Raw genomic sequence first — 19,454 nt, 5'->3', positions numbered from 1 at the left:
TGGATGCGATTATCGCGGCCGCACACCGGGCGCAGCAATCCTGTGACTACCGGCTCGGTAACTGCTCACGAATACTGCATATCGGATTTTTCTTTGACGGCGTGGGGCGCAATATCGAGCAGGACGCGCCGGCGAAACGGCTGAGCAATATTGCCCGGCTGTACCGGGGATATCCAATGCCTGAAAAAAACACCTCTACAGAATCATATCAGGCACACTACATATCCGGACTGGGCACACCCTTTCGCGAAAGAGAGGGGGAAGCACTTCAGCAGGTGATGGACGGGACCGGCAGGTCGGTACTGGAGAGTGAGAAAGCTCAGCCCGCCGATGCACTGAAAGATATCGTCAAGGCAAAACTGGGCGGCGCCAGCAATCATGACGTCCGCGATGAGATGAAAAAGAAACTGCTGACGCCCAAGGGCCAGCTAAAGATGCTGAGGGATGCCACCCTGAAAGGGGTGATCCGGGCCGGTATCGAAGCCACGCCGTGGTTACGCGACAGTGAGGTGATGGCCTACAGCATGGTGACCGGCGCAGATACGCGTCTTAACAGCGCGAAAGCGCGCTTTGAACGGTCCTTTGAGGAGGCGGTAAAAGGCGGTGATGTTCCTGTCCGACTGATTTCCGTGTCGGTGTTTGGGTTTGACATGGGGGGCACGCTGGCGCGGGAATTTATCGATATGTTGTTGGGTGAAATATGTGACAGGAATACGGGGGATAAACCCGCCTTTCGCGGCGTTCCGGTGGATATCGTGTTTGCCGGGCTGTTTGACTGCTCGCGGGATACGCCGATGAGCAGTGATAACGGGCTGGACTATGCGGGCAGTGTCCTGGAATGGGTGCCGGAAAAACGCGCTGAAATGGCGGGGCAGATCATTTCGCTGTTCGGACGGAAGTTTCTCGACCATCAGTCACCGTTACCGGCGGCCGTCAAAAAATCGCTGCATCTGGTGGCGGCCCATGAGCGGCGGCGCTGGCGGTGCGTGTACCGCACCGGGCGGGACGGTGTTGAACATCAGGAATTGCTGATGCCGGGGTGCAGTGAGGATATCGGGGGCGGGCTGAAACCGGATGTACAAAAGCCGAGCGCGGAGCTGTGCCGGGTGTCGCTGCGGAAAATGTACACTGAGGCCATGAAGGCCGCCGTACCGTTCCATGATTTGAAGTCATTGAGAGACGTATCTGCGACAGTTGCATCATATTTTGACATGCAAGACAGCGTGGAAAGTCAGTCGGCTGAGCAGTGGGTGAAATCGTACCAGAGCGCGGTTAATGCCACTGAGCTGAGTTACCGGGCGATGAACCGGCATCTTGACGGTTATTTTGAGTGGCTGGGACGGCAGTTTTACGAATACAAGAGCGAGCTGCGGCGGCTGGAGACTATTCAGTCGGGCATTCGGTTGTCTCCCGGTGCATTGATGGGTTTTGCGGGCATGACCCCGCAGGCCAGGCAGGCGTCGGATGAGGTCGCTGAAGAAATCCATATCCTGAAAAAACACTGGGGCTGGCTGTCAGATGTTGCGAATGCGGCCCATATTTTGCTGACTCAGGAGTACCACTATCCCCCTCAGCTTTATCTGGACAATATCCTTATGCCCGCCCGTGTTCGTGCTGAATATTTTCTGGAATGCGGTGTTGCTGGACACGATGGAAAAACTCCGCCGATCAAATGGTGCGTGGACGCATCGGTGCTTTATGCGTGGTTTGTGCATGATGTGCAGCGTGCTGAAGGCATCAATGACGGGTATTTTTCCGTGCGCTGGACAGAGCCACGGGGATAACAGAACTGACGACCATTTAAAGGATCTGCTTGAGATCCTTTTTTTCGCCCTTACCTACTTTATCGCTAAAAGTAAGCTAAAAACCCGGTCTGGCAGAAAGGGGCAAAAATCCGTTAGGGTGTATTAGTTGAAACCATGAGCTGGTATTCCTGTCATTGCGTTAATAGTTCACACAGGGCTCGTTATGGCCAGAACAACAAGCGTTACGATTGGCGACCAACTCGATTCGTTTATCAGTCGATTAATAGACAGTGGCCGTTACGGCTCTGCGAGTGAAGTTATGCGCTCTGCTCTGCGATTGCTGGAGCAACAGGAAACAAACGATGAAGTTGTTCGCCAGGCTGTTATTGCCGGGCTGGAAAGCGGTGAAAGCTCACTATCACTACGGGATATTGCAGCACAAAGAAAGCTGAGACATCGTGTATAAACTCACCACTGAGCGGATTCACGTTTGAATTCAGGACTAAAATTTCTTCTTTTCATTGATGCACCTGTGTTGTTCTGAGGTGAGCATATCGCCTCTGTTCAGGTGGCCAAATTCAGTAAACCCCTACAGATACGTCTAAATTCGGACCGAGAAAAATGTAGTAAACTCACGGCTAAAGCGCTTTACTTCAGTTCATTAACGGAACGATCGGAATTTCTATGTCTAACAGTTCAATGAGCGTGGTGATCCTTGCCGCTGGCAAAGGTACCCGCATGTATTCAGACCTGCCCAAGGTATTGCACCCGCTGGCTGGAAAACCCATGGTGCAGCACGTTATTGATGCCGCCAACCAGCTTGGCGCCGCCCATATTCACCTGGTTTATGGTCACGGCGGCGATCGCTTACAGTCCACGCTGACCGACCCCGCGCTGAACTGGGTGTTGCAGGCGGAGCAGCTCGGAACCGGCCATGCGATGCAGCAGGCCGCGCTGCACTTTTCCGATGATGAAGATATTTTGATGCTCTACGGCGACGTGCCGCTGATCTCGGTCGGCACCCTGCAACGCCTGCAGGCCGCGAAGCCTGAGGGGGGAATTGCCCTGCTGACGGTGGTGCTGAACAACCCAACGGGCTATGGACGCATCATTCGTGAGGCGGGCTCGGTGGTGGGCATCATCGAGCAGAAGGACGCCTCAGCGCAACAGCTGGCGATTAATGAAATCAATACCGGCATCCTGCTGGCGAATGGCGCCGATCTTAAGCGCTGGCTAAGCAAGCTGACTAATAATAATGCGCAGGGTGAATACTACATTACCGATATCATCGCCCTTGCCCACCGAGAAGGACGCACGATAGCGGCGGTACACCCTGAACGGGCTACCGAAACCGAAGGCGTTAACAACCGTTTGCAGCTGGCAACCCTGGAGCGGGTCTGGCAGGCCGAACAGGCTGAGAAGCTGCTTCTGGCAGGGGTAATGCTCACGGATCCGTCACGCTTCGATCTGAGAGGCGAACTCATCCACGGCCGCGACGTGCTCATTGATACCAACGTGATTATTGAAGGTAAAGTCACCCTGGGAAACCGCGTGAAAATCGGCAGTGGCTGTATACTGAAAAACTGCACCCTTCATGACGATTGCGAAATCAGCCCCTACAGCGTGGTCGAAGAAGCGGAGCTGGCCGCCGCCTGCACCGTTGGACCTTTCGCCCGTCTGCGGCCCGGCAGCCAGCTGGCGGAGGGAGCGCACGTAGGCAACTTCGTGGAAATGAAAAAGGCCTCGCTGGGTAAAGGTTCGAAGGCCGGGCACCTCAGCTATCTGGGGGATGCGAAAATTGGCGCGAACGTCAATATTGGGGCCGGCACCATCACCTGTAACTACGATGGCATCAATAAATCGCTGACGGTGATTGGCGATAACGTCTTCATTGGATCGGATACCCAGCTGGTGGCGCCGGTATCGGTTGCCGATGGCGCGACCATTGCCGCAGGCACCACGGTAATGAAGGATGTCATCGCTGAAGGGCTGGTGTATAACCGTAAAGATCAGAACCTGAAAACAGACTGGCAGCGGCCAGTGAAGAAGAAATAGCACCCTATCCGGGCCAGCGTTGCCCACTTTTTTTGCCGGGCGGAAAATACCGCCCGCAGTCAGGCAGTAATAAAAATAATCCCCACTCTCTACAAGGCTCGGGGAACCGGAAATTCCGGACTTATCAGGTCAGAAGACAAAGTTAATGGCCAGAACGGCCATAACGACAGGAATAACATTATGTGTGGAATTGTAGGTGCAGTTGCCCAGCGTGATATCGCTGAAATCCTGCTTGAAGGGCTGCGTCGCCTTGAGTATCGGGGCTATGACTCTGCGGGTGTTGCCGTGGTTACCGCAGAAGGTCAGGTCACGCGTCTGCGTCGGCTGGGTAAGGTGCAGAAGCTGGTGGAAGCCGCGGAAACCACCCCTCTGGTCGGCGGGACCGGGATTGCCCATACCCGTTGGGCAACGCATGGCGAGCCATCTGAAGCCAATGCGCATCCCCATATTTCTGAGCATATCATCATCGTCCACAACGGCATTATCGAAAATCATGAGCCGCTGCGTGAGCTGCTGATCGAAAGAGGCTACCGCTTTGCCTCAGAAACCGATACCGAAGTGGTGGCGCATCTGATTCACTGGGAGCAGAAGCAGCAGGGCGGTTCGCTGCGCGATGTGGTGCTGCGGGTGATCCCTCAGCTGCGCGGCGCATACGGCATGGTCATTATGGACAGCCGCGATCCTTTCGTACTGGTCGCCGCCCGCTCCGGTAGCCCGCTGGTTATTGGCCGCGGCGTGGGTGAGAATTTTATCGCCTCCGACCAGCTGGCGCTGCTGCCGGTGACCCGCCGCTTTGTCTACCTGGAAGAGGGGGATATCGCCGAAATCACCCGCCGTAACTTCACCATCGTTAACCGCGAAGGGGAAGAGGTTCAGCGCGCTGAAATTGAATCGAATGTCCAGTACGATGCGGGCGATAAGGGCCTGTATCGCCACTATATGCAGAAAGAGATTTACGAACAGCCGATGGCGATTAAAAACACCCTGAGCGGGCGTTTCAGCCAGGGTGAAGTGGATCTCGCCGAACTGGGGCCGAAGGCGAACGACCTGCTGAGTCAGGTTGAGCATATCCAGATTGTCGCCTGCGGGACCTCCTATAACTCGGGAATGGTTGCCCGCTACTGGTTTGAAGCGCTGGCTAATCTGCCCTGTGACGTCGAGATCGCGTCGGAGTTCCGCTACCGCAAATCTGCCGTGCGTAAAAACAGCCTGATGATCACCCTTTCCCAGTCGGGCGAAACGGCGGATACGCTGGCCGCGCTGCGCCTGTCAAAGGAGCTGGGCTACCTGGGTTCGCTGGCCATCTGCAACGTGGCGGGTTCTTCGCTGGTGCGTGAATCCGATCTGGCGCTGATGACCAAAGCGGGAACGGAAATTGGCGTGGCCTCCACCAAGGCTTTTACCACCCAGCTGACCGTACTCCTGATGCTGGTGGCGAAAACAGGCCGCCTGAAAGGCGTGGATGCGCAGATTGAGCACGATATTGTGCACGCTTTGCAGGCGCTGCCGAGCCGCATTGAGCAGATGCTGTCGCAGGATAAGCTGATTGAGGCGCTGGCCGAGGAGTTCTCCGATAAGCATCATGCCCTCTTCCTGGGGCGTGGCGATCAGTACCCGATTGCGATGGAGGGGGCGCTCAAGCTAAAAGAGATCTCCTATATTCACGCCGAAGCCTATGCAGCCGGGGAATTGAAGCATGGCCCGCTGGCCCTGATCGATGCCGATATCCCGGTCATTGTGGTTGCGCCTAATAATGAGCTGCTGGAAAAGCTGAAGTCAAATATCGAGGAAGTGCGCGCGCGCGGCGGCCTGCTGTACGTCTTTGCCGACCGCGATGCGGGCTTCAGCAACAGCGAAGGAATGCGAATTATCCCTCTGCCGCATGTGGAAGAGATTATTGCACCGATCTTCTACACCGTGCCGCTACAGCTGCTCGCCTATCACGTGGCGCTGATCAAAGGCACCGATGTCGATCAGCCGCGTAATCTGGCGAAGTCCGTTACGGTGGAGTAAGCCCTAAACGCTGTGTCATTTCCGGCTATCGTGCTCAGGCAGCGCGTCAGCCGGGGTTAAAGGGTATAAAACCGGCCATGCAGCAAAAGCATGGCCGGTTTTTTTGGGTATCAGACGCGGTGTTTCAGGCCGCCAGGATGATCGGCCTGGGCCATATGCCAGTGCCCCATGCCGGGCGAAAATATTCTCAGCTCTGCGCCCAAACCCGTGGGGAGTTAAGGTCAGAGGCATCGCCCGACCCATTCTGCCCGTCATGCAAGGCGTTTTTAACGCCCTCCTTAGCCGCATCCTTAGCGCCCTCTTTTACCCCCGCTTTCACGCCTTCTTTGATGGCTGCCGTAGCGGCAGCGCGTCCCGCCGTTGCGGCCAGGCCCGCAGCACCTACGCCGGGGATCAACATCGTCAGACCGCTCACGACATAGCTCAGCGCTTCGAGCAGTTTCTTAAAGCCGCCCCCTTTCTTTTTCTTCTCATCGGGCTGGGTCTCCTGCCCTTCGGCCATCTCCTGCTGCGCAGAGAGATCGGCCGGGTTCAGTGAGGGCCGTGAGAGCTTATCCGGTGTGGCAATGGCGCTGTTCCCTTTACGAATAAAGGCATCCACATCGCCCTTGCTGATATTTTTATCGTTCGCTTCATTAAAGAAATTACCGCCCGCGCCGTGCTTGCCGTTATCCAGCATGGAAAACAGCATGGAGTTAGGCTGGCTGAGCAGATTTGCCGCATCGCGCACCTCCTGGCTGTTGCTGGAGTCGTTGGCAATATCCACCAGCTTGTCTTTCTTAATTCCGCCGCCCTTAAAGAAAATGTCTTCGTTATTTTTAACCGTTTCCAGTGCGTTATGCTCCTGAGGAGAGAGCGCGACATTGTAAGACGCAAGGTCACATAAACGGTCCCGTGAGACGCTGGCGGACGGGTCATCCTTTTTGGTTAGCTGCTGCCATTGATCGGGATGATCGGTAAAGAACTTCGCGGCGGCGGCGACCTGAGGCGGACATTTGCCCATATCCTGCGAGCCATCGGCGATTTTTTGCAGCGTTTCCTGATTGATTCTCTTCGGCAGGCTTTCTGAATAGAGATAGAGCTCACGCATCGCATCATTTGCGCTCATCTCCCGCGAGGCGGAACCCGGCTCGGCATCAGAGGGAACATAGTTGTGTGTGTAGTCTTCAGCTTTGGCATCGGCATAGCATCTTATCTGCGGATTTTGCTGCACCGTTTGAATATCTTTCGCGCTAATTTTACCGTCGGATTTTCCATTTTTAGCCTGATCGAGCGCCGCATACATCTCCGGATTATCCAGTATCGTACTCAGCGCCTGTTTCGCATCGGAGGGGGTTTGCGGGTCGTCGCGAAGTTTTTCCAGCCCCTCACGGTCAAGCGGTTTTTTGAGCAAATCTTCGTGGCGGCCAAGCGTGGTGGTCGCCTGCGCAAAGGACATCTGCCCATCCTGGCTGCTAAACAGCGGATTTTCTTCAGCACTGCTGTCGGATGTGGATGAAGCTGACGCGCCATCGCCAGACAGGCTGCCCGTGATTAACGCCAGTATCTGTTGTAGCAGGGAATCGATGGACGGATTGCTCTGCGACGGAAGCGCCGTTCCTGCTTCGCTGTCCGTTTTCTCGCCCGTCGCGAGTGAGGAACCATCGCCGCTTAACGGCAGACGCGACACAACGGAAAAGCCGTTTCCAGCCAGACGGGGTGATGCGCCTTGTAACGGGGTGCTCACTCCCTCATTACCAGGATTCCTGTTGTGCGGCGTCGTCAGATTTTGTGATGAAAAACCAGAAAGGCGCATAACTCATTCCTTAGTTGGACAAAGTATGAGCACTAAGTGGGCGACAAAAGGCAAAGGTTCCATCGGGCGGCATTTATCCCCTCCCTTTATCGCTTCACAGACAGCGCTCCCCCTTATGTCCCGCGTCCGCCTGTTGCCGCATTTCCCGAAGGGATTTTGTTTCATGCCAAAACCCTAAAGGTCACTCCGTTTTTGTGATTCAAATCACATTTATATCATTAACAACACTTATAACAAATTTGTCTCATTAATACTATTGAATGATAATGATTATTATTTATAATACTATTCTCAATAACAAATAGCAGGATTGCGCGCTAAAGCCACACAAAATGTCGTTTCTTTATCTTTTACAGATAGAAAAACTGGCGTGGTGGATCGTGGCGCTTCAGCTTTCCTGTCAGATACGGATAAATCAACACTCGCGACTCGTCGCCAGGCGTTTAACGCTGCCATTTTCAGATGGCGGCAGGGCCTTTTATGTCTTCAATAAAGGAACAGAATATGGTCTTACGTTCGCAAACTCAGGCAGTGCCTCGCCTGCACCTGCCTCATAGCGCTACCGATCCTCAGAATTATATTTTTAATGATCAGCAGCTGTCGGCCTGGGCGCAGCAGACGCAGGAGGTGCTGGCGCTGATGACCCGTACGCTGAAAGGTATCGAAAAACCGTTCAGCGGTATTCTGCCCCACGAGCTTGCTGCGGAATTCAGCGATGTCGATCTCGACCGGCCGCTGGGCAGCAACGATGCAGCGCTGGAGGAGCTAAAGCACCTCTACCTGCGCGATGCCGTCTGGTTCCACCATCCCAAATACGTGGCGCACCTCAACTGCCCGGTTGTGCTTCCTTCACTGCTGGCCGAGCAGATTATGGCGGCGGTAAACAGCTCGGTGGATACCTGGGATCAGAGCGCAGGCGGTACGCTGATTGAGCAGAAGGTCATTGACTGGACGCTGGGCCGGATTGGCCTGCCGTCCACCGCGGATGGGATCTTCACCAGCGGCGGCACCCAGTCCAATCTGATGGCGATGCTGCTGGCGCGAGACAGCTGGTGTGCGGCACATCATCCCGGCCACCTGATTAAGCATCAGGGATTGCCGCCGGATGCGGTTAAGTGGCGCGTTTTCACCTCAAAACTGAGCCATTTCAGCATTCAGAAATCGATGGCGATTCTGGGGCTGGGCTACGATGCCGTTATTGCGGTGGATCATGATGAACATTACCGCATGGATGCCGTACAGCTGGAGCAGGAAATTCAGCGCTGCCAGCAGGCGGGACTGATCCCTGTCGCCATCGTCGCCACCAGCGGCACCACCGACTTTGGCAGCATCGACCCGCTTGAGGATATCGCCAGACTTTCTGAGCACTACGGTTTGTGGATGCACGTTGATGCCGCATACGGCTGCGGCCTGCTGGCGTCGGAAAACCACCGCCAGCGGCTTTCCGGCATCGAAAAAGCCCATTCCGTGACCGTGGACTACCACAAGTCGTTCTTCCAGACCGTCAGCTGCGGCGCGTTCTTTGTGCGCGATAAGCAGCACCTGAGTCACGTTACGCACCATGCCGATTACCTCAACCCGCTTAGCGCGCAGCAGGAAGGCACACCAAACCTGGTCAATAAAAGTATTCAGACCACCCGACGTTTTGACGCTCTGAAAATGTGGCTGACGCTGCGCATTATGGGGCCATCCGCGCTGGGTGAGGCTTTTGATCGCATTCTGACCCTGACGCAAAAAGCGCACCAGCTACTGAGCGCCCATCCCTGCGTAGAGGTTCTTCATGCGCCGGAACTGACAACGCAGGTGTTTCGCTACGTGCCCCGTCCCGGCATGGCCGACGCTCAGCTTGATGAGATCAATGCCAGCATCCGTAAGGCGCTGTTCCGCTCCGGCAATGCGGTGATCGCCGGCACCCGGGTTGCGGGTCGTCAGTATCTGAAAATTACGCTTTTAAATCCCACCACCACGGCGGCTGACATCGAAGATGTCATTGCGCTGATTGTGCATTATGGCCGTGAGCGGGCGCGGGACGCTGCGCTGAATGCGGCTAACCAGTGAGAACTCCGTTATGAATAACACTCTCTATGATTTTATCGGCATTGGTATTGGTCCCTTTAACCTTGGTCTGGCCTGTCTGAGCGAGCCGGTTGAGGGGCTGAGCGGCGTCTTCCTCGATCAAAACCCCGGCTTTGACTGGCACACCGGTATGATGCTGGAGAGTGCGCATTTGCAAACGCCATTTATGGCCGATCTGGTGACGCTCGCCGATCCTACCAGTCCTTACAGCCTGCTTAACTATATGAAGCAGAAGGGCAAACTGTACTCTTTTTACATTCGTGAAGACTTTTTCCTGATGCGTAAAGAGTACAATCAGTACTGCCAGTGGGCCTGCTCTCAGCTGAGTAACCTGCGCTGGAATACGCGGGTGGATTACGTTAGCTACGATGATGCGCGGCAATGCTATTGCGTACGAGCCGTTGATACGGTCAGCGGCAAACAGCAGGAATGGCTGGCGCGCCACCTGATACTGGGCACCGGCCCCAGCGCGTGGATGCCGGAGTGTAGTCGTCCGCATCGTGACCGTTTCACCCACTCAAGCGACTACCTCAAAAATAAAGAGCAGCTCCAGAAAAAGCGTTCGATCACCGTATTGGGCAGCGGACAGAGCGCGGCTGAAATCTATTACGACCTGCTGACGGAGATCGACCGCTTTGGCTATCAGCTGAACTGGATCACCCGTGCACCACGCTTCTATCCGCTGGAGTACACCAAGCTGACGCTGGAAATGACCTCGCCGGAGTGGATTGACTACTTCCACAGCCTGTCGCCAGCAAAACGGGACGAGCTCAACGCGCGCCATAAAAACCTTTATAAAGGCATTAACAGCAGCCTGATCAACGACATCTATGACCTGATGTACGTTAAGCAGCTTGATGGCAGGCTGGACGTTAATCTCTTTACCCATTCCGGGCTAACCGATATGCGCTGGCTGCCGGAAGGCGAATTCGAGCTTTCGCTGCATCAGCAGGAGCAGGATCGCGCCTTTACCCGCCGTAGCGAAGGGGTCGTCATGGCCACGGGCTACCAGTATCGCCCGCCGATGTTTATTGAGGGGATAGCGCAGCGACTGCGCTGGGATGAGAAAGGCCGCTACGACGTCCAGCGTAATTACAGCATCGATAACCATAATCAGGTCTTCGTGCAGAACGCCGAGCTGCATACGCACGGCTTTGTCACGCCAGATTTGGGGATGGCCTGCTACCGCAATTCCGTCTTACTGCGCGAGCTGACCGGTCGGGAAATCTATCCCATTGAACGGCAGATTGCTTTCCAGACCTTCCCGGCACAATCGGAACGTTGATATGTCTCAGAACCCACTTTTCAGTACCGCCCGTCCGGCGGGTCATTTCACGCTCCGGCCGCTGCGCGCCGAAGATGCTTCACGCATTCACGACTGGGTCACCCGCGACTATGCCCGCTTTTGGGGGATGCAACACGACAGCCTTGAACAGGTTGCGGCCTTTTACAAACAGCTGACGGCCACCCATCCGCAGGCCGCGCTCATTGGCTGCTGCGATGAGGATCCGGTGTTCCTGATGGAATTTTACCGTGCCAGCGAGGACGAGGTCGGTAAGTTCTACTCCGCACAGCCCGATGATTACGGGATGCATATCCTGATTGCGCCCGCCAGCAGGCCGGTTAAGCAGTTCAGCTGGCAGGTTTTCACCGTGGTGATGGACTACATGTTCAGCCAGCCCGGGGTGGGCCGCGTGGTGGTCGAGCCGGATGTTCGCAATAACAAAATTCATCCACTCAACAAGCGCGCGGGCTTTCGCTACCAGCACACCATTGATATGGGCCATAAAACGGCCTGGCTGGCCTTCTGCCAGCGCGAAGATTATCAACAAGCCTTAACGAGGGAGTCGCTGAATATGAATAATATCACGCCGTTACTGACCGGAACCCATCTGTCAGGTAACAACTGGGCGCAGGCTAACCGTCTGCTTATCCGCAAAGCGATTGCCGAATTTGCCCATGAAAAAATCGTAACGCCAGTCGAAACCAGCGAGGGGCGTTACGTACTTGCCGTGCCGGGTGGCGAAGCGCAATACCTGTTTGAGGCACAGCGCCTGGCGCTGGATCACTGGGAAATTGCGGCTGATTCGCTGATCAAACAGGAGAACGGCCATCCTCTTACGCTGGATGCCCTGCAGTTCATTGTTGAATTCAATCAGCAGATAAACATTCCGCAGGCGCTACTGGCGACCTATATGGAAGAGATCAGCAGCACGCTGTGCAGCAGCGTCTACAAGTTGCAGAAGAACAACCCGGACAGCCAGGCGCTGGTCAACGCGGATTTCCAGACCGTAGAGGCCGCCATGACCGAAGGCCATCCCTGCTTTGTTGCTAACAATGGCCGCATCGGCTTTGACGCTCGCGACTATCTGGCGTTCGCGCCGGAAGCCGCCACGCCAGTCAACCTCGTCTGGGTGGCCGTGCATTTGCGCAACGCGCACTTTTCCAGCATCAGCAGCCTGGAATACGAGCAGCTGATGCGTGACGAGCTGGGTCAGTCAACTCTGGACCACTTCAACGCGCTTCTGACAGAGAAAGCGCTGCCGATCGATGACTATATTTTTATGCCGGTTCACCCCTGGCAGTGGCAGAACAAACTGCTGACCGTCTTTGCAGCGGATATCGCCAGTTACGATATAGTTTACCTCGGCACCGGCGATGACCAGTATCAGGCCCAGCAATCCATTCGCACCTTCTTTAACCGCAGTCAGCCCACTAAGCGCTATGTGAAAACCGCCTTATCGGTGCTCAATATGGGCTTTATGCGCGGCCTGTCGCCTTACTATATGGCTACCACGCCGGCGATTAATGAATGGCTGGAAGAGCTGGTGGCGAAGGATGCCTGGCTACAGCGCTGTGACTTCCGCATTCTGCGCGAGGTAGCAGCCGTGGGTTACCACAATCGCTACTATGAAAACGCCATTAAGGGTGACTCGGCCTATAAGAAAATGTTCGCAGCCCTGTGGCGGGACAACCCGGTCGCCAGTCTGCAACCGGGTCAGCGGCTGATGACCATGGCCTCCTTCCTGCACGTTGACCAACACCAGCAGCCGCTGCTGCCCGCGCTGATCGCTGATTCCGGCCTGTCAGCAGAACGCTGGGTAGCGCGCTATCTGACCTGCTACCTCAGCCCACTGCTGCACTGCTTCTATCAGTATGACCTGGTCTTTATGCCTCACGGTGAAAACCTGATCCTGCTGCTGGAGAATAACATCCCCGTTAGCGCCTATATGAAGGACATTGGTGAAGAGATCGCCGTCATGAACCCGGATGCGGTACTGCCGGAGAAGGTCCAGCGCCTGGCGGTGGACGTGCCGGAAAACCTCAAGCTGCTGTCGATATTCACTGACGTATTTGACTGCATTTTCCGCTTTATCAGCGCCATCCTGCACCAGTCCGGTACGCTGCCGGAAGATAAATTCTGGCAGGCCGTCGCCGACTGCGTAAAAGAGTATCAGCAGGCGCATCCGCAGTTTGCCAGTAAGTTTGCCCGTTACGACCTGTTCGCCCCCGCGTTCACCCGCTCCTGCCTGAACCGCCTGCAGCTGGCCAACAATCAGCAGATGATTAACCTGACTGACCCGGCGGAGAACCTGAAATTTGCCGGGACGCTGGATAATCCGATTGCCCGCTGGCGCTAAACAGCGGTTCAAACAGTGCATGGCGTAGTCGGGTACGCCACAACGTGGGCGGTATTACGCCCCGCTGTGCAGATATTTTACTCTGCCTGCTAAAAAAGTGGTGTATGTTGGCGCGGTCGCTTCGGTGGCCGCGTTTTTTATCGTTCTGTTTCGGGGAAGGAACCGCAATGTCTCTTTTTACACCCGTGTCGCGCCTCACCCGCCGACATTTGATTTTTCCACTGTCGCTGGTGCTGTTCGAGTTTGCCACCTATATCGCGCACGACATGATCCAGCCTGGCATGCTGCTGGTTACCAGCGAGTTTCACGTCGGGCCGGAATGGGTCTCCGCCTCGCTGACGGCTTACCTGATCGGCGGCATCGTCCTGCAGTGGCTGCTCGGGCCGCTTTCTGACAGGTTGGGCCGTCGTCCGGTGCTGCTCTCCGGCGTTGCCTTTTTCATGCTCACCTGCATGGCGACCCACTGGGTGCAAAGCATCGAGCAGTTTGTTCTGCTGCGCTTTCTGCAGGGAATAAGCCTGTGCTTTATCGGAGCGGTGGGTTACGCGACCATTCAGGAAGCATTCGATGAATCACTCAGCGTGAAGATCATGGCGCTGATGGCTAACGTGGCGCTGCTGGCGCCCCTGGCCGGCCCGCTGGCCGGGGCGGCATTTCTCTCCTTCAGCGACTGGCGCACAATGTTCTGGCTATTTGGCGGCGTGACCGCCGTGGCGCTGGTAGGGCTGTGGCGAACCATGCCTGAAACCTCGGGCGACAGAGATGCCTCGCTGTCAGTCAAATCGCTCGCGGCAGGCTATTACGCGCTGCTGAAGAACCGCCAGGTGATGGGCGGTTCGCTGGCGATTGGTCTGGTGACCATTCCCTGCCTCGCCTGGGTCGCGTTGTCGCCGGTTATCCTGATCCATGACGAAGGGCTAAGCCGGATGGATTATGCGCTGCTCCAGCTGCCGGTCTTCGTGGCGATGATCGCCGGTAACCTGACGCTGGGTCGCCTCGCCAGCCGCCTTCCCATTGAGCAGCCTTTGCGGCTGGGGGCCTGGCCGATCCTTGCTGGCCTGGCAATTGCGGCCATCAGCACGGCGATCAATACTCACAGCTATCTGTGGCTGACCGCCGGACTGAGCCTTTACGGCTTTGGCACCGGGCTGGTTAATGCCGGGCTTTACCGGCTGACGCTGTTTTCCAGCAGTGCCGGGAAAGGTAGCGTGGCAGCGATGTTAGGGATGGCGAGCATCGTGGTCTTTGCGCTGGGGATTGAGGCTGCTAAAGCGGCTTACTTCAGCGGAGGCAGCGCGTGGTTCAGCCTGTTTAATCTGGTCTGCGGCCTGCTCTGGCTGTGGCTGGTTCGGGCATTTCTGCGCGAGCGTCAGCGCCGCAGCCTGGCTATGCCGGTGACGTAACGGCAGGGAAGAGGGAGCCACGGGCGCAAAAAGCACAGCCGATTGATATCCCTGTCCGATGCGCGAACGCGACCCTGAAGGAGACGAACATGTCAGACATCACTGCCCAACTCAATGCAACACCGGTGGTTAACGACCTTAAATCCCTGCGTGAGGTCACCTGGTTTAATCATGGCGTAAAACCGGTCAGTGAAGGGCTCCAACAGGTCGGCCTCACGCGGGAAGAGGCTGAAGATGCAGAACGCAGGCTACAGCGCTTCGCGCCGTTTATTGCTCAGGCTTTCCCGGAAACGGCACCGGCTGGCGGAATGATTGAGTCCGACATGATCGCCATCCCGCGGATGCAGGAAAAACTGCAAGAGCGCGCAGCCATAAGCGGGGCGCTATGGCTCAAAAAAGACAGTCACCTGCCCATTTCCGGGTTAATCAAGGCGCGCGCATGGGGTAGAGGTCATTGAATACGCCGAGGTCTACGGCATGGCCGTTGCGCAGGGGCGACGCGCAGCGGAAGCCGATCCTGCCTGCTTCTTTATTGATGATGAGAATTCCCGAACGCTGTTTTTGGGTTATGCCGTGGCCGGGCTGAGATTACACCGTCAGATGCAGCAGAAGGGGATAACCGTTGATACGCAGCATCCCCTTTTTGTTTATCTTCCCTGCGGCGTAGGCGGCGGGCCGGGTGGAGTCGCCTTTGGTCTGAAGCTGGTATTTGGCGATAATGTTCACTGCTTTTTTGCTGAGCCTAACCATTCTCCCTGCATGACGCTCGGCATGAGCACAGGCCTGCATGATGCTGTCTCCGTACAGGATATCGGGATCGATAACAAAACCGCGGCGGACGGGCTTGCCGTTGGCCGCGCGTCGGGATTTGTTGGCAGAGCCATGCTGCCGTTAACAGACGGCTGCTATACGCTGAGCGATCGGACGATGTATGACCTGCTGGCGACGCTGGATCGCACTGAAAACATTCAGTTTGAACCCTCTGCGCTGGCGGGTATGGCGGGTCCGTGGCGCGTCTCGGCCAGCCCCGACTACCAGCATCTACACGGGCTAACGCCTGCGATGATGCGCCGGGCGACGCATCTTGTCTGGGCAACAGGCGGTGGAATGGTGCCTGACGCCGAGATGAGGTTATATCTGGATAAAGGAAAGCATTAAGATGACGTTATCTGAAACCCGGCTGCAAACGTTGCTTAACCGGATAACCGCAGAGGATTTCCCCGGGATCGCCGTGGCCGTCGGTAAAGGCAATAATATTATCTGGCAGGGTACTGCGGGCTATGCTGATATGACCCGTGAGGTGAACATCACGCCGGAGACCCGTTTTGGTATTGGAAGCATAACCAAAGTGTTCATTGCGGTGATCATACTTCAGTTAACGGAGGAGGGTTTACTGACGCTCGATGCCCCGCTGTCTCGCTGGCTGGAAAAAGCCTGCCTTGCAGGCATTGCCAATGCAGATAAGGTTACTCTCAGGCAACTGCTGTCACATCGCGCCGGTATACCCAGCTGGGAAAATGAACCTTCCTGGATTCACGCGGCGCGTGGAAAAAGTCTGGATCCGACCAAAATATGGCAACCTGATGAAAATCTGGCATACATACGGGGGATAGCCCCCTTATGTCGGCCTGGGGAGGCATTTCATTATTCAAATACCCATTTCACCCTGCTGGGGCTGTTAATCGAGCGCATCACTTTGCAAGGATTGCGGGAGGTCCTGGCAACCCGGATTTTCAACAGGCTTGCGCTGGCGAATACTTTTATGGTCTTTGATCCTCAGACCGATTCTCAGGGTATGTCCGGCAAATTCCACCGGGCGGACGATTCTTTTATAAAAAAAGCAGGCTTTGCAGATTGTTTTAAGCGAGAAAATAAAAACCTCCTCAATGTGTCTGCGACTAACCTTACCGTCGAATGGGCCGCCGGAGGGATCATTTCCACGTCACAGGATGTGCTAACGTTTATTCTGGCGCTCAAAAATGGACAGTTACTTAACGCAGCGAGTTTGAATGAAATGCAGAACTGGATCCCGGCTGACGGTGCGCAAATGGGGCTGAGCCTGTTCAGAATGAATACGACTCTCGGCATGGCTTCAGGCCATGGCGGCAATGTGCTGGGTTTTAGTGCAAGCGTATGGTGGTATGAAAAAACAGATTGTGCGGTGGCGATCCTGACAAACGTGGGTACGATGCATGCTCATCCGTCTGCCAGCTGTGCAAGCACGCTCTTCAGAGAAGGTAAAATAACTAAACTGGCGCAGGAGATGTGTGCACTTCATTAATGCGTGGCCCGGGCAGGGGGTCGCGCAGCCGAATCAGAGCCACCCACCAATATCCCCACACTATTAATCAGAAACTATTAGAGAAATCAACGCTTGAAATGTTGAATCGGAAAGATAATAATTCTCATTGAGATTACACATATTCTTACATCTCTTTAACGCGCGTCTTTCCGATGCACTCCTGCGAGGCGGGAGCGATAAGCCTACTTTTTTAAGGGATTGATAATGAGAATGCCTTTTATCCTGAAGCGTTCCGTTCTGCTCTGTTCTGTCGCACTTTGCACACCAGCTCTCACCTGGGCCGCCGATACCCTGGTCGTTACCGCGCAGCCTGTCGAAACAGCCACTTCGCCGACCGAAGGCTATACGGCGAAAACCAGCAGTGGCGCCACCAAAACCGATCGCCCACTGCTAACCACCGGCCAGTCGGTTTCCGTGGTGACCCGCCAGCAGATGGAAGATCAGGGCGCGATGGACGTCAATCAGGCGCTGAACTATACCGCCGGGGCCTTTACCAACTTCGCGGGGGCGGCCACGCGCTACGATACGGTTTCGCTGCGCGGCTTCCACGGCGGCGACGTGGACAACATCTTCCTTGATGGTCTGCGCCTGATGAGCGATCCGGGCAGCTACAACGTGCTGCAGGTCGATCCCTGGTTCCTTGAGCGTATCGACGTTATTAAGGGACCGTCTTCCGCACTTTACGGTCAGACCGTACCGGGCGGGCTGGTGATGGAAACCTCTAAGCGCCCGCAGTTTGCCCCGCAGGGCCATTTTCGCCTGTTCACCGGCACCAACAGCACCAACGGCGCGGCCTTTGATTACACCGACGCGATTAACGATCAGTGGGCGTTTCGCCTGACGGGTATTACCCGCAACAGCGATACCCAGTATGATCATACCCGCGAAGAGAAATATGCTATTTCCCCGTCCCTGCTGTGGCAGCCGGATGAAGATACCTCACTGCTGCTGCGCGCCTATCTGCAAAAAGATCCCTCCGGTGGCTACCACAGCGCGGTGCCGGGTGACGGCAGCATCACCGAACATAATGGCCGTAAGCTGAGCACCGGCTTCTATGACGGCGACAGTTCGCTGGATCAGTTCAAGCGCAATGAGCAAATCTACAGCGCCGAATTCTCGCATCGCTTTAACGATACCTGGGCATTCCGCTCGAATGCCAGCTACTCGCACTCAAATGTCGATCTCGATCAGGTGTATCAGATTGGCTGGGACACCGCCAATCCTGACCTGCTGAATCGCTACTACTCCGGCTCCCGTTCCTCGCTGGATGCCTTTGCCATCGACAACCAGCTGGAAGCAGACTTCGCCACCGGCGAGGTTGACCACAAGGTAGTGCTGGGCGCGGAGTATCATCAGTATAAAAATGATCTGAGCGACGCCAGCGGCTACGCCAGCCAGCTAAATGCCGTTACCGGTCGGGCTGTGGGGCTTAACCCGGACTACACCTTCAGCAAGTCGCAGCGCCGTTACTACCAGACTGGGGTCTATCTGCAGGATGAAATGGAGTGGAATAAGTGGCATCTGGACCTGTCCGGTCGCTACGATCGCATCGTCTCGCAGACGGAAAACTATGCTTACGACAGCAAATACCGTCGTCAGGATGACCATATTGGCGGTCGCGCGGCCCTGCTCTATGCCTTCGATAACGGCATTTCGCCTTACGCCAGCTACAGCCAGGCCATTACGCCGCAGTCCCTCTCCGGTCGGGACGGCAACCTGCTCAAGCCAACGACCTCTGAGCAGTATGAGGCCGGCGTGAAGTATCAGCCGGTGGGTACCTCCGATCTCTACTCCATCGCCGTTTATGATTTAACGCAGAAGGATGTCGGCAACCGCGTGGTGGTGGGCTCCTACTACGATCCGGCCGGAAAAGTGCATTCGCAGGGGCTGGAGCTGGAAGCACACAACCAGCTCACGCCACGCCTGAGCACCCTTGCCAGCTATACGCTGAACCACGTGCGCTATAAGGACTCCGTGGACGGCAACGACGGACATACCCCTTACGTCACGCCAAATTCCATGGCGTCGGCCTGGGCTAAATACCAGTTTGACTATGGACTGAGCGTCGGCGCGGGCGTGCGCTATATTGGCAAGCAGTGGGCAGATAATGAAAATACCACGCGCCTGCCCTCCGTCACGCTGTTTGACGCGTCAGTGCGTGCCGATCTGGGCGCCTGGAATAGCAGTCTGAAAGGCGCTTTCGTGCAGGTTAACGCCAATAACCTGACCGACCGTGACTACGTCTCCGCCTGTTATGGTACCGGTTACTGCTACTGGGGCGCTGAGCGTACCATTATGGCGACCGTCGGCTACGACTTCTGATGCGGCGTCGCTTTTTCCAAATAGAGCGCCAGGGTACGTGCAGCGGTAATCCGCGCAACAATTCAGCGTAACGCCTCTGCCGGTCCGATAACTCAGCGTGGA

At 55.9% G+C, this 19,454-nt stretch carries 11 protein-coding genes and 1 pseudogene; 11 read left to right on the top strand and 1 reads right to left on the bottom strand.

Annotated elements, in window-relative coordinates; all coding sequences use genetic code 11:
* The 4 genes from ACLRGG_RS01365 to glmS all read left to right on the top strand — a co-directional run.
* Positions 1-1,784: T6SS phospholipase effector Tle1-like catalytic domain-containing protein (locus ACLRGG_RS01365; protein ID WP_416248068.1), on the top strand; the 1,784-nt coding region annotated here is incomplete at its 5' end.
* Between the two features lie 184 nt (positions 1,785-1,968).
* The gene (locus ACLRGG_RS01360; RefSeq protein WP_416248067.1) at positions 1,969-2,211 is read left to right on the top strand and encodes a type II toxin-antitoxin system ParD family antitoxin; all 243 of its coding nucleotides are present in this window, start codon (positions 1,969-1,971) and stop codon (positions 2,209-2,211) included.
* Positions 2,212-2,429: 218 nt separating this feature from the next.
* Positions 2,430-3,800: a bifunctional UDP-N-acetylglucosamine diphosphorylase/glucosamine-1-phosphate N-acetyltransferase GlmU gene (gene glmU / locus ACLRGG_RS01355; protein WP_416248066.1), complete on the top strand. Its 1,371-nt coding sequence runs from the start codon at positions 2,430-2,432 to the stop codon at positions 3,798-3,800.
* A 180-nt stretch (positions 3,801-3,980) separates the two neighbouring features.
* A complete protein-coding gene (gene glmS, locus ACLRGG_RS01350; protein ID WP_416248065.1) occupies positions 3,981-5,813 on the top strand; it encodes a glutamine--fructose-6-phosphate transaminase (isomerizing) in 1,833 nt (610 codons plus the stop codon).
* Between the two features lie 187 nt (positions 5,814-6,000).
* On the opposite strand, the gene ACLRGG_RS01345 is transcribed toward glmS, so the two are convergent.
* The gene (locus ACLRGG_RS01345; protein ID WP_416248064.1) at positions 6,001-7,539 is read right to left on the bottom strand and encodes an HrpF/NolX family T3SS translocon protein; all 1,539 of its coding nucleotides are present in this window, start codon (positions 7,537-7,539) and stop codon (positions 6,001-6,003) included.
* A gap of 573 nt (positions 7,540-8,112) precedes the next feature.
* Between ACLRGG_RS01345 and ACLRGG_RS01340 the strand changes: the two genes are divergently transcribed.
* The 7 genes and pseudogenes from ACLRGG_RS01340 to ACLRGG_RS01310 all read left to right on the top strand — a co-directional run bounded on the left by ACLRGG_RS01340 (position 8,113) and on the right by ACLRGG_RS01310 (position 19,352).
* Complete coding sequence (locus ACLRGG_RS01340) at positions 8,113-9,666, top strand: pyridoxal phosphate-dependent decarboxylase family protein (protein WP_416248063.1); 1,554 nt, start codon at positions 8,113-8,115, stop codon at positions 9,664-9,666.
* A 10-nt stretch (positions 9,667-9,676) separates the two neighbouring features.
* Positions 9,677-10,969, top strand: coding sequence for a lysine N(6)-hydroxylase/L-ornithine N(5)-oxygenase family protein (locus ACLRGG_RS01335; protein ID WP_416248062.1), 1,293 nt, complete (start codon positions 9,677-9,679; stop codon positions 10,967-10,969).
* 1 nt (position 10,970) lies between these two features.
* On the top strand, positions 10,971-13,325 hold the full coding sequence (locus ACLRGG_RS01330) for a GNAT family N-acetyltransferase (protein ID WP_416248061.1): 2,355 nt from the start codon (positions 10,971-10,973) through the stop codon (positions 13,323-13,325).
* A 167-nt stretch (positions 13,326-13,492) separates the two neighbouring features.
* The gene (locus ACLRGG_RS01325) at positions 13,493-14,728 is read left to right on the top strand and encodes an MFS transporter (protein WP_416248060.1); all 1,236 of its coding nucleotides are present in this window, start codon (positions 13,493-13,495) and stop codon (positions 14,726-14,728) included.
* Between the two features lie 74 nt (positions 14,729-14,802).
* A pseudogene (dsdA, locus tag ACLRGG_RS01320) lies at positions 14,803-15,886 on the top strand (D-serine ammonia-lyase).
* Between the two features lies 1 nt (position 15,887).
* A complete protein-coding gene (locus tag ACLRGG_RS01315; protein WP_416248059.1) occupies positions 15,888-17,009 on the top strand; it encodes a serine hydrolase domain-containing protein in 1,122 nt (373 codons plus the stop codon).
* A gap of 225 nt (positions 17,010-17,234) precedes the next feature.
* A complete protein-coding gene (locus ACLRGG_RS01310) occupies positions 17,235-19,352 on the top strand; it encodes a TonB-dependent siderophore receptor (protein WP_416248058.1) in 2,118 nt (705 codons plus the stop codon).
* The last annotated feature ends 102 nt before the right edge of the window (positions 19,353-19,454 follow it).

The sequence above is a fragment of the Erwinia sp. PPS120 genome, assembly GCF_047918655.1.
In the GTDB taxonomy this organism is placed as follows: Bacteria; Pseudomonadota; Gammaproteobacteria; order Enterobacterales; family Enterobacteriaceae; genus Erwinia; species Erwinia tasmaniensis_A.
The sequence above is the reverse complement of the archived record's forward strand: the minus strand, read 5'-3'. Positions and strand labels throughout refer to the sequence as shown.

Coding starts and splice junctions, on each gene's coding strand:
- ACLRGG_RS01360 (WP_416248067.1), top strand. CDS start 1,969: ATGGCCAGAACAACAAGCGTTACGATTGGCGACCAACTCGATTCGTTT.
- glmU (WP_416248066.1), top strand. CDS start 2,430: ATGTCTAACAGTTCAATGAGCGTGGTGATCCTTGCCGCTGGCAAAGGT.
- glmS (WP_416248065.1), top strand. CDS start 3,981: ATGTGTGGAATTGTAGGTGCAGTTGCCCAGCGTGATATCGCTGAAATC.
- ACLRGG_RS01340 (WP_416248063.1), top strand. CDS start 8,113: ATGGTCTTACGTTCGCAAACTCAGGCAGTGCCTCGCCTGCACCTGCCT.
- ACLRGG_RS01335 (WP_416248062.1), top strand. CDS start 9,677: ATGAATAACACTCTCTATGATTTTATCGGCATTGGTATTGGTCCCTTT.
- ACLRGG_RS01330 (WP_416248061.1), top strand. CDS start 10,971: ATGTCTCAGAACCCACTTTTCAGTACCGCCCGTCCGGCGGGTCATTTC.
- ACLRGG_RS01325 (WP_416248060.1), top strand. CDS start 13,493: ATGTCTCTTTTTACACCCGTGTCGCGCCTCACCCGCCGACATTTGATT.
- ACLRGG_RS01315 (WP_416248059.1), top strand. CDS start 15,888: ATGACGTTATCTGAAACCCGGCTGCAAACGTTGCTTAACCGGATAACC.
- ACLRGG_RS01310 (WP_416248058.1), top strand. CDS start 17,235: ATGAGAATGCCTTTTATCCTGAAGCGTTCCGTTCTGCTCTGTTCTGTC.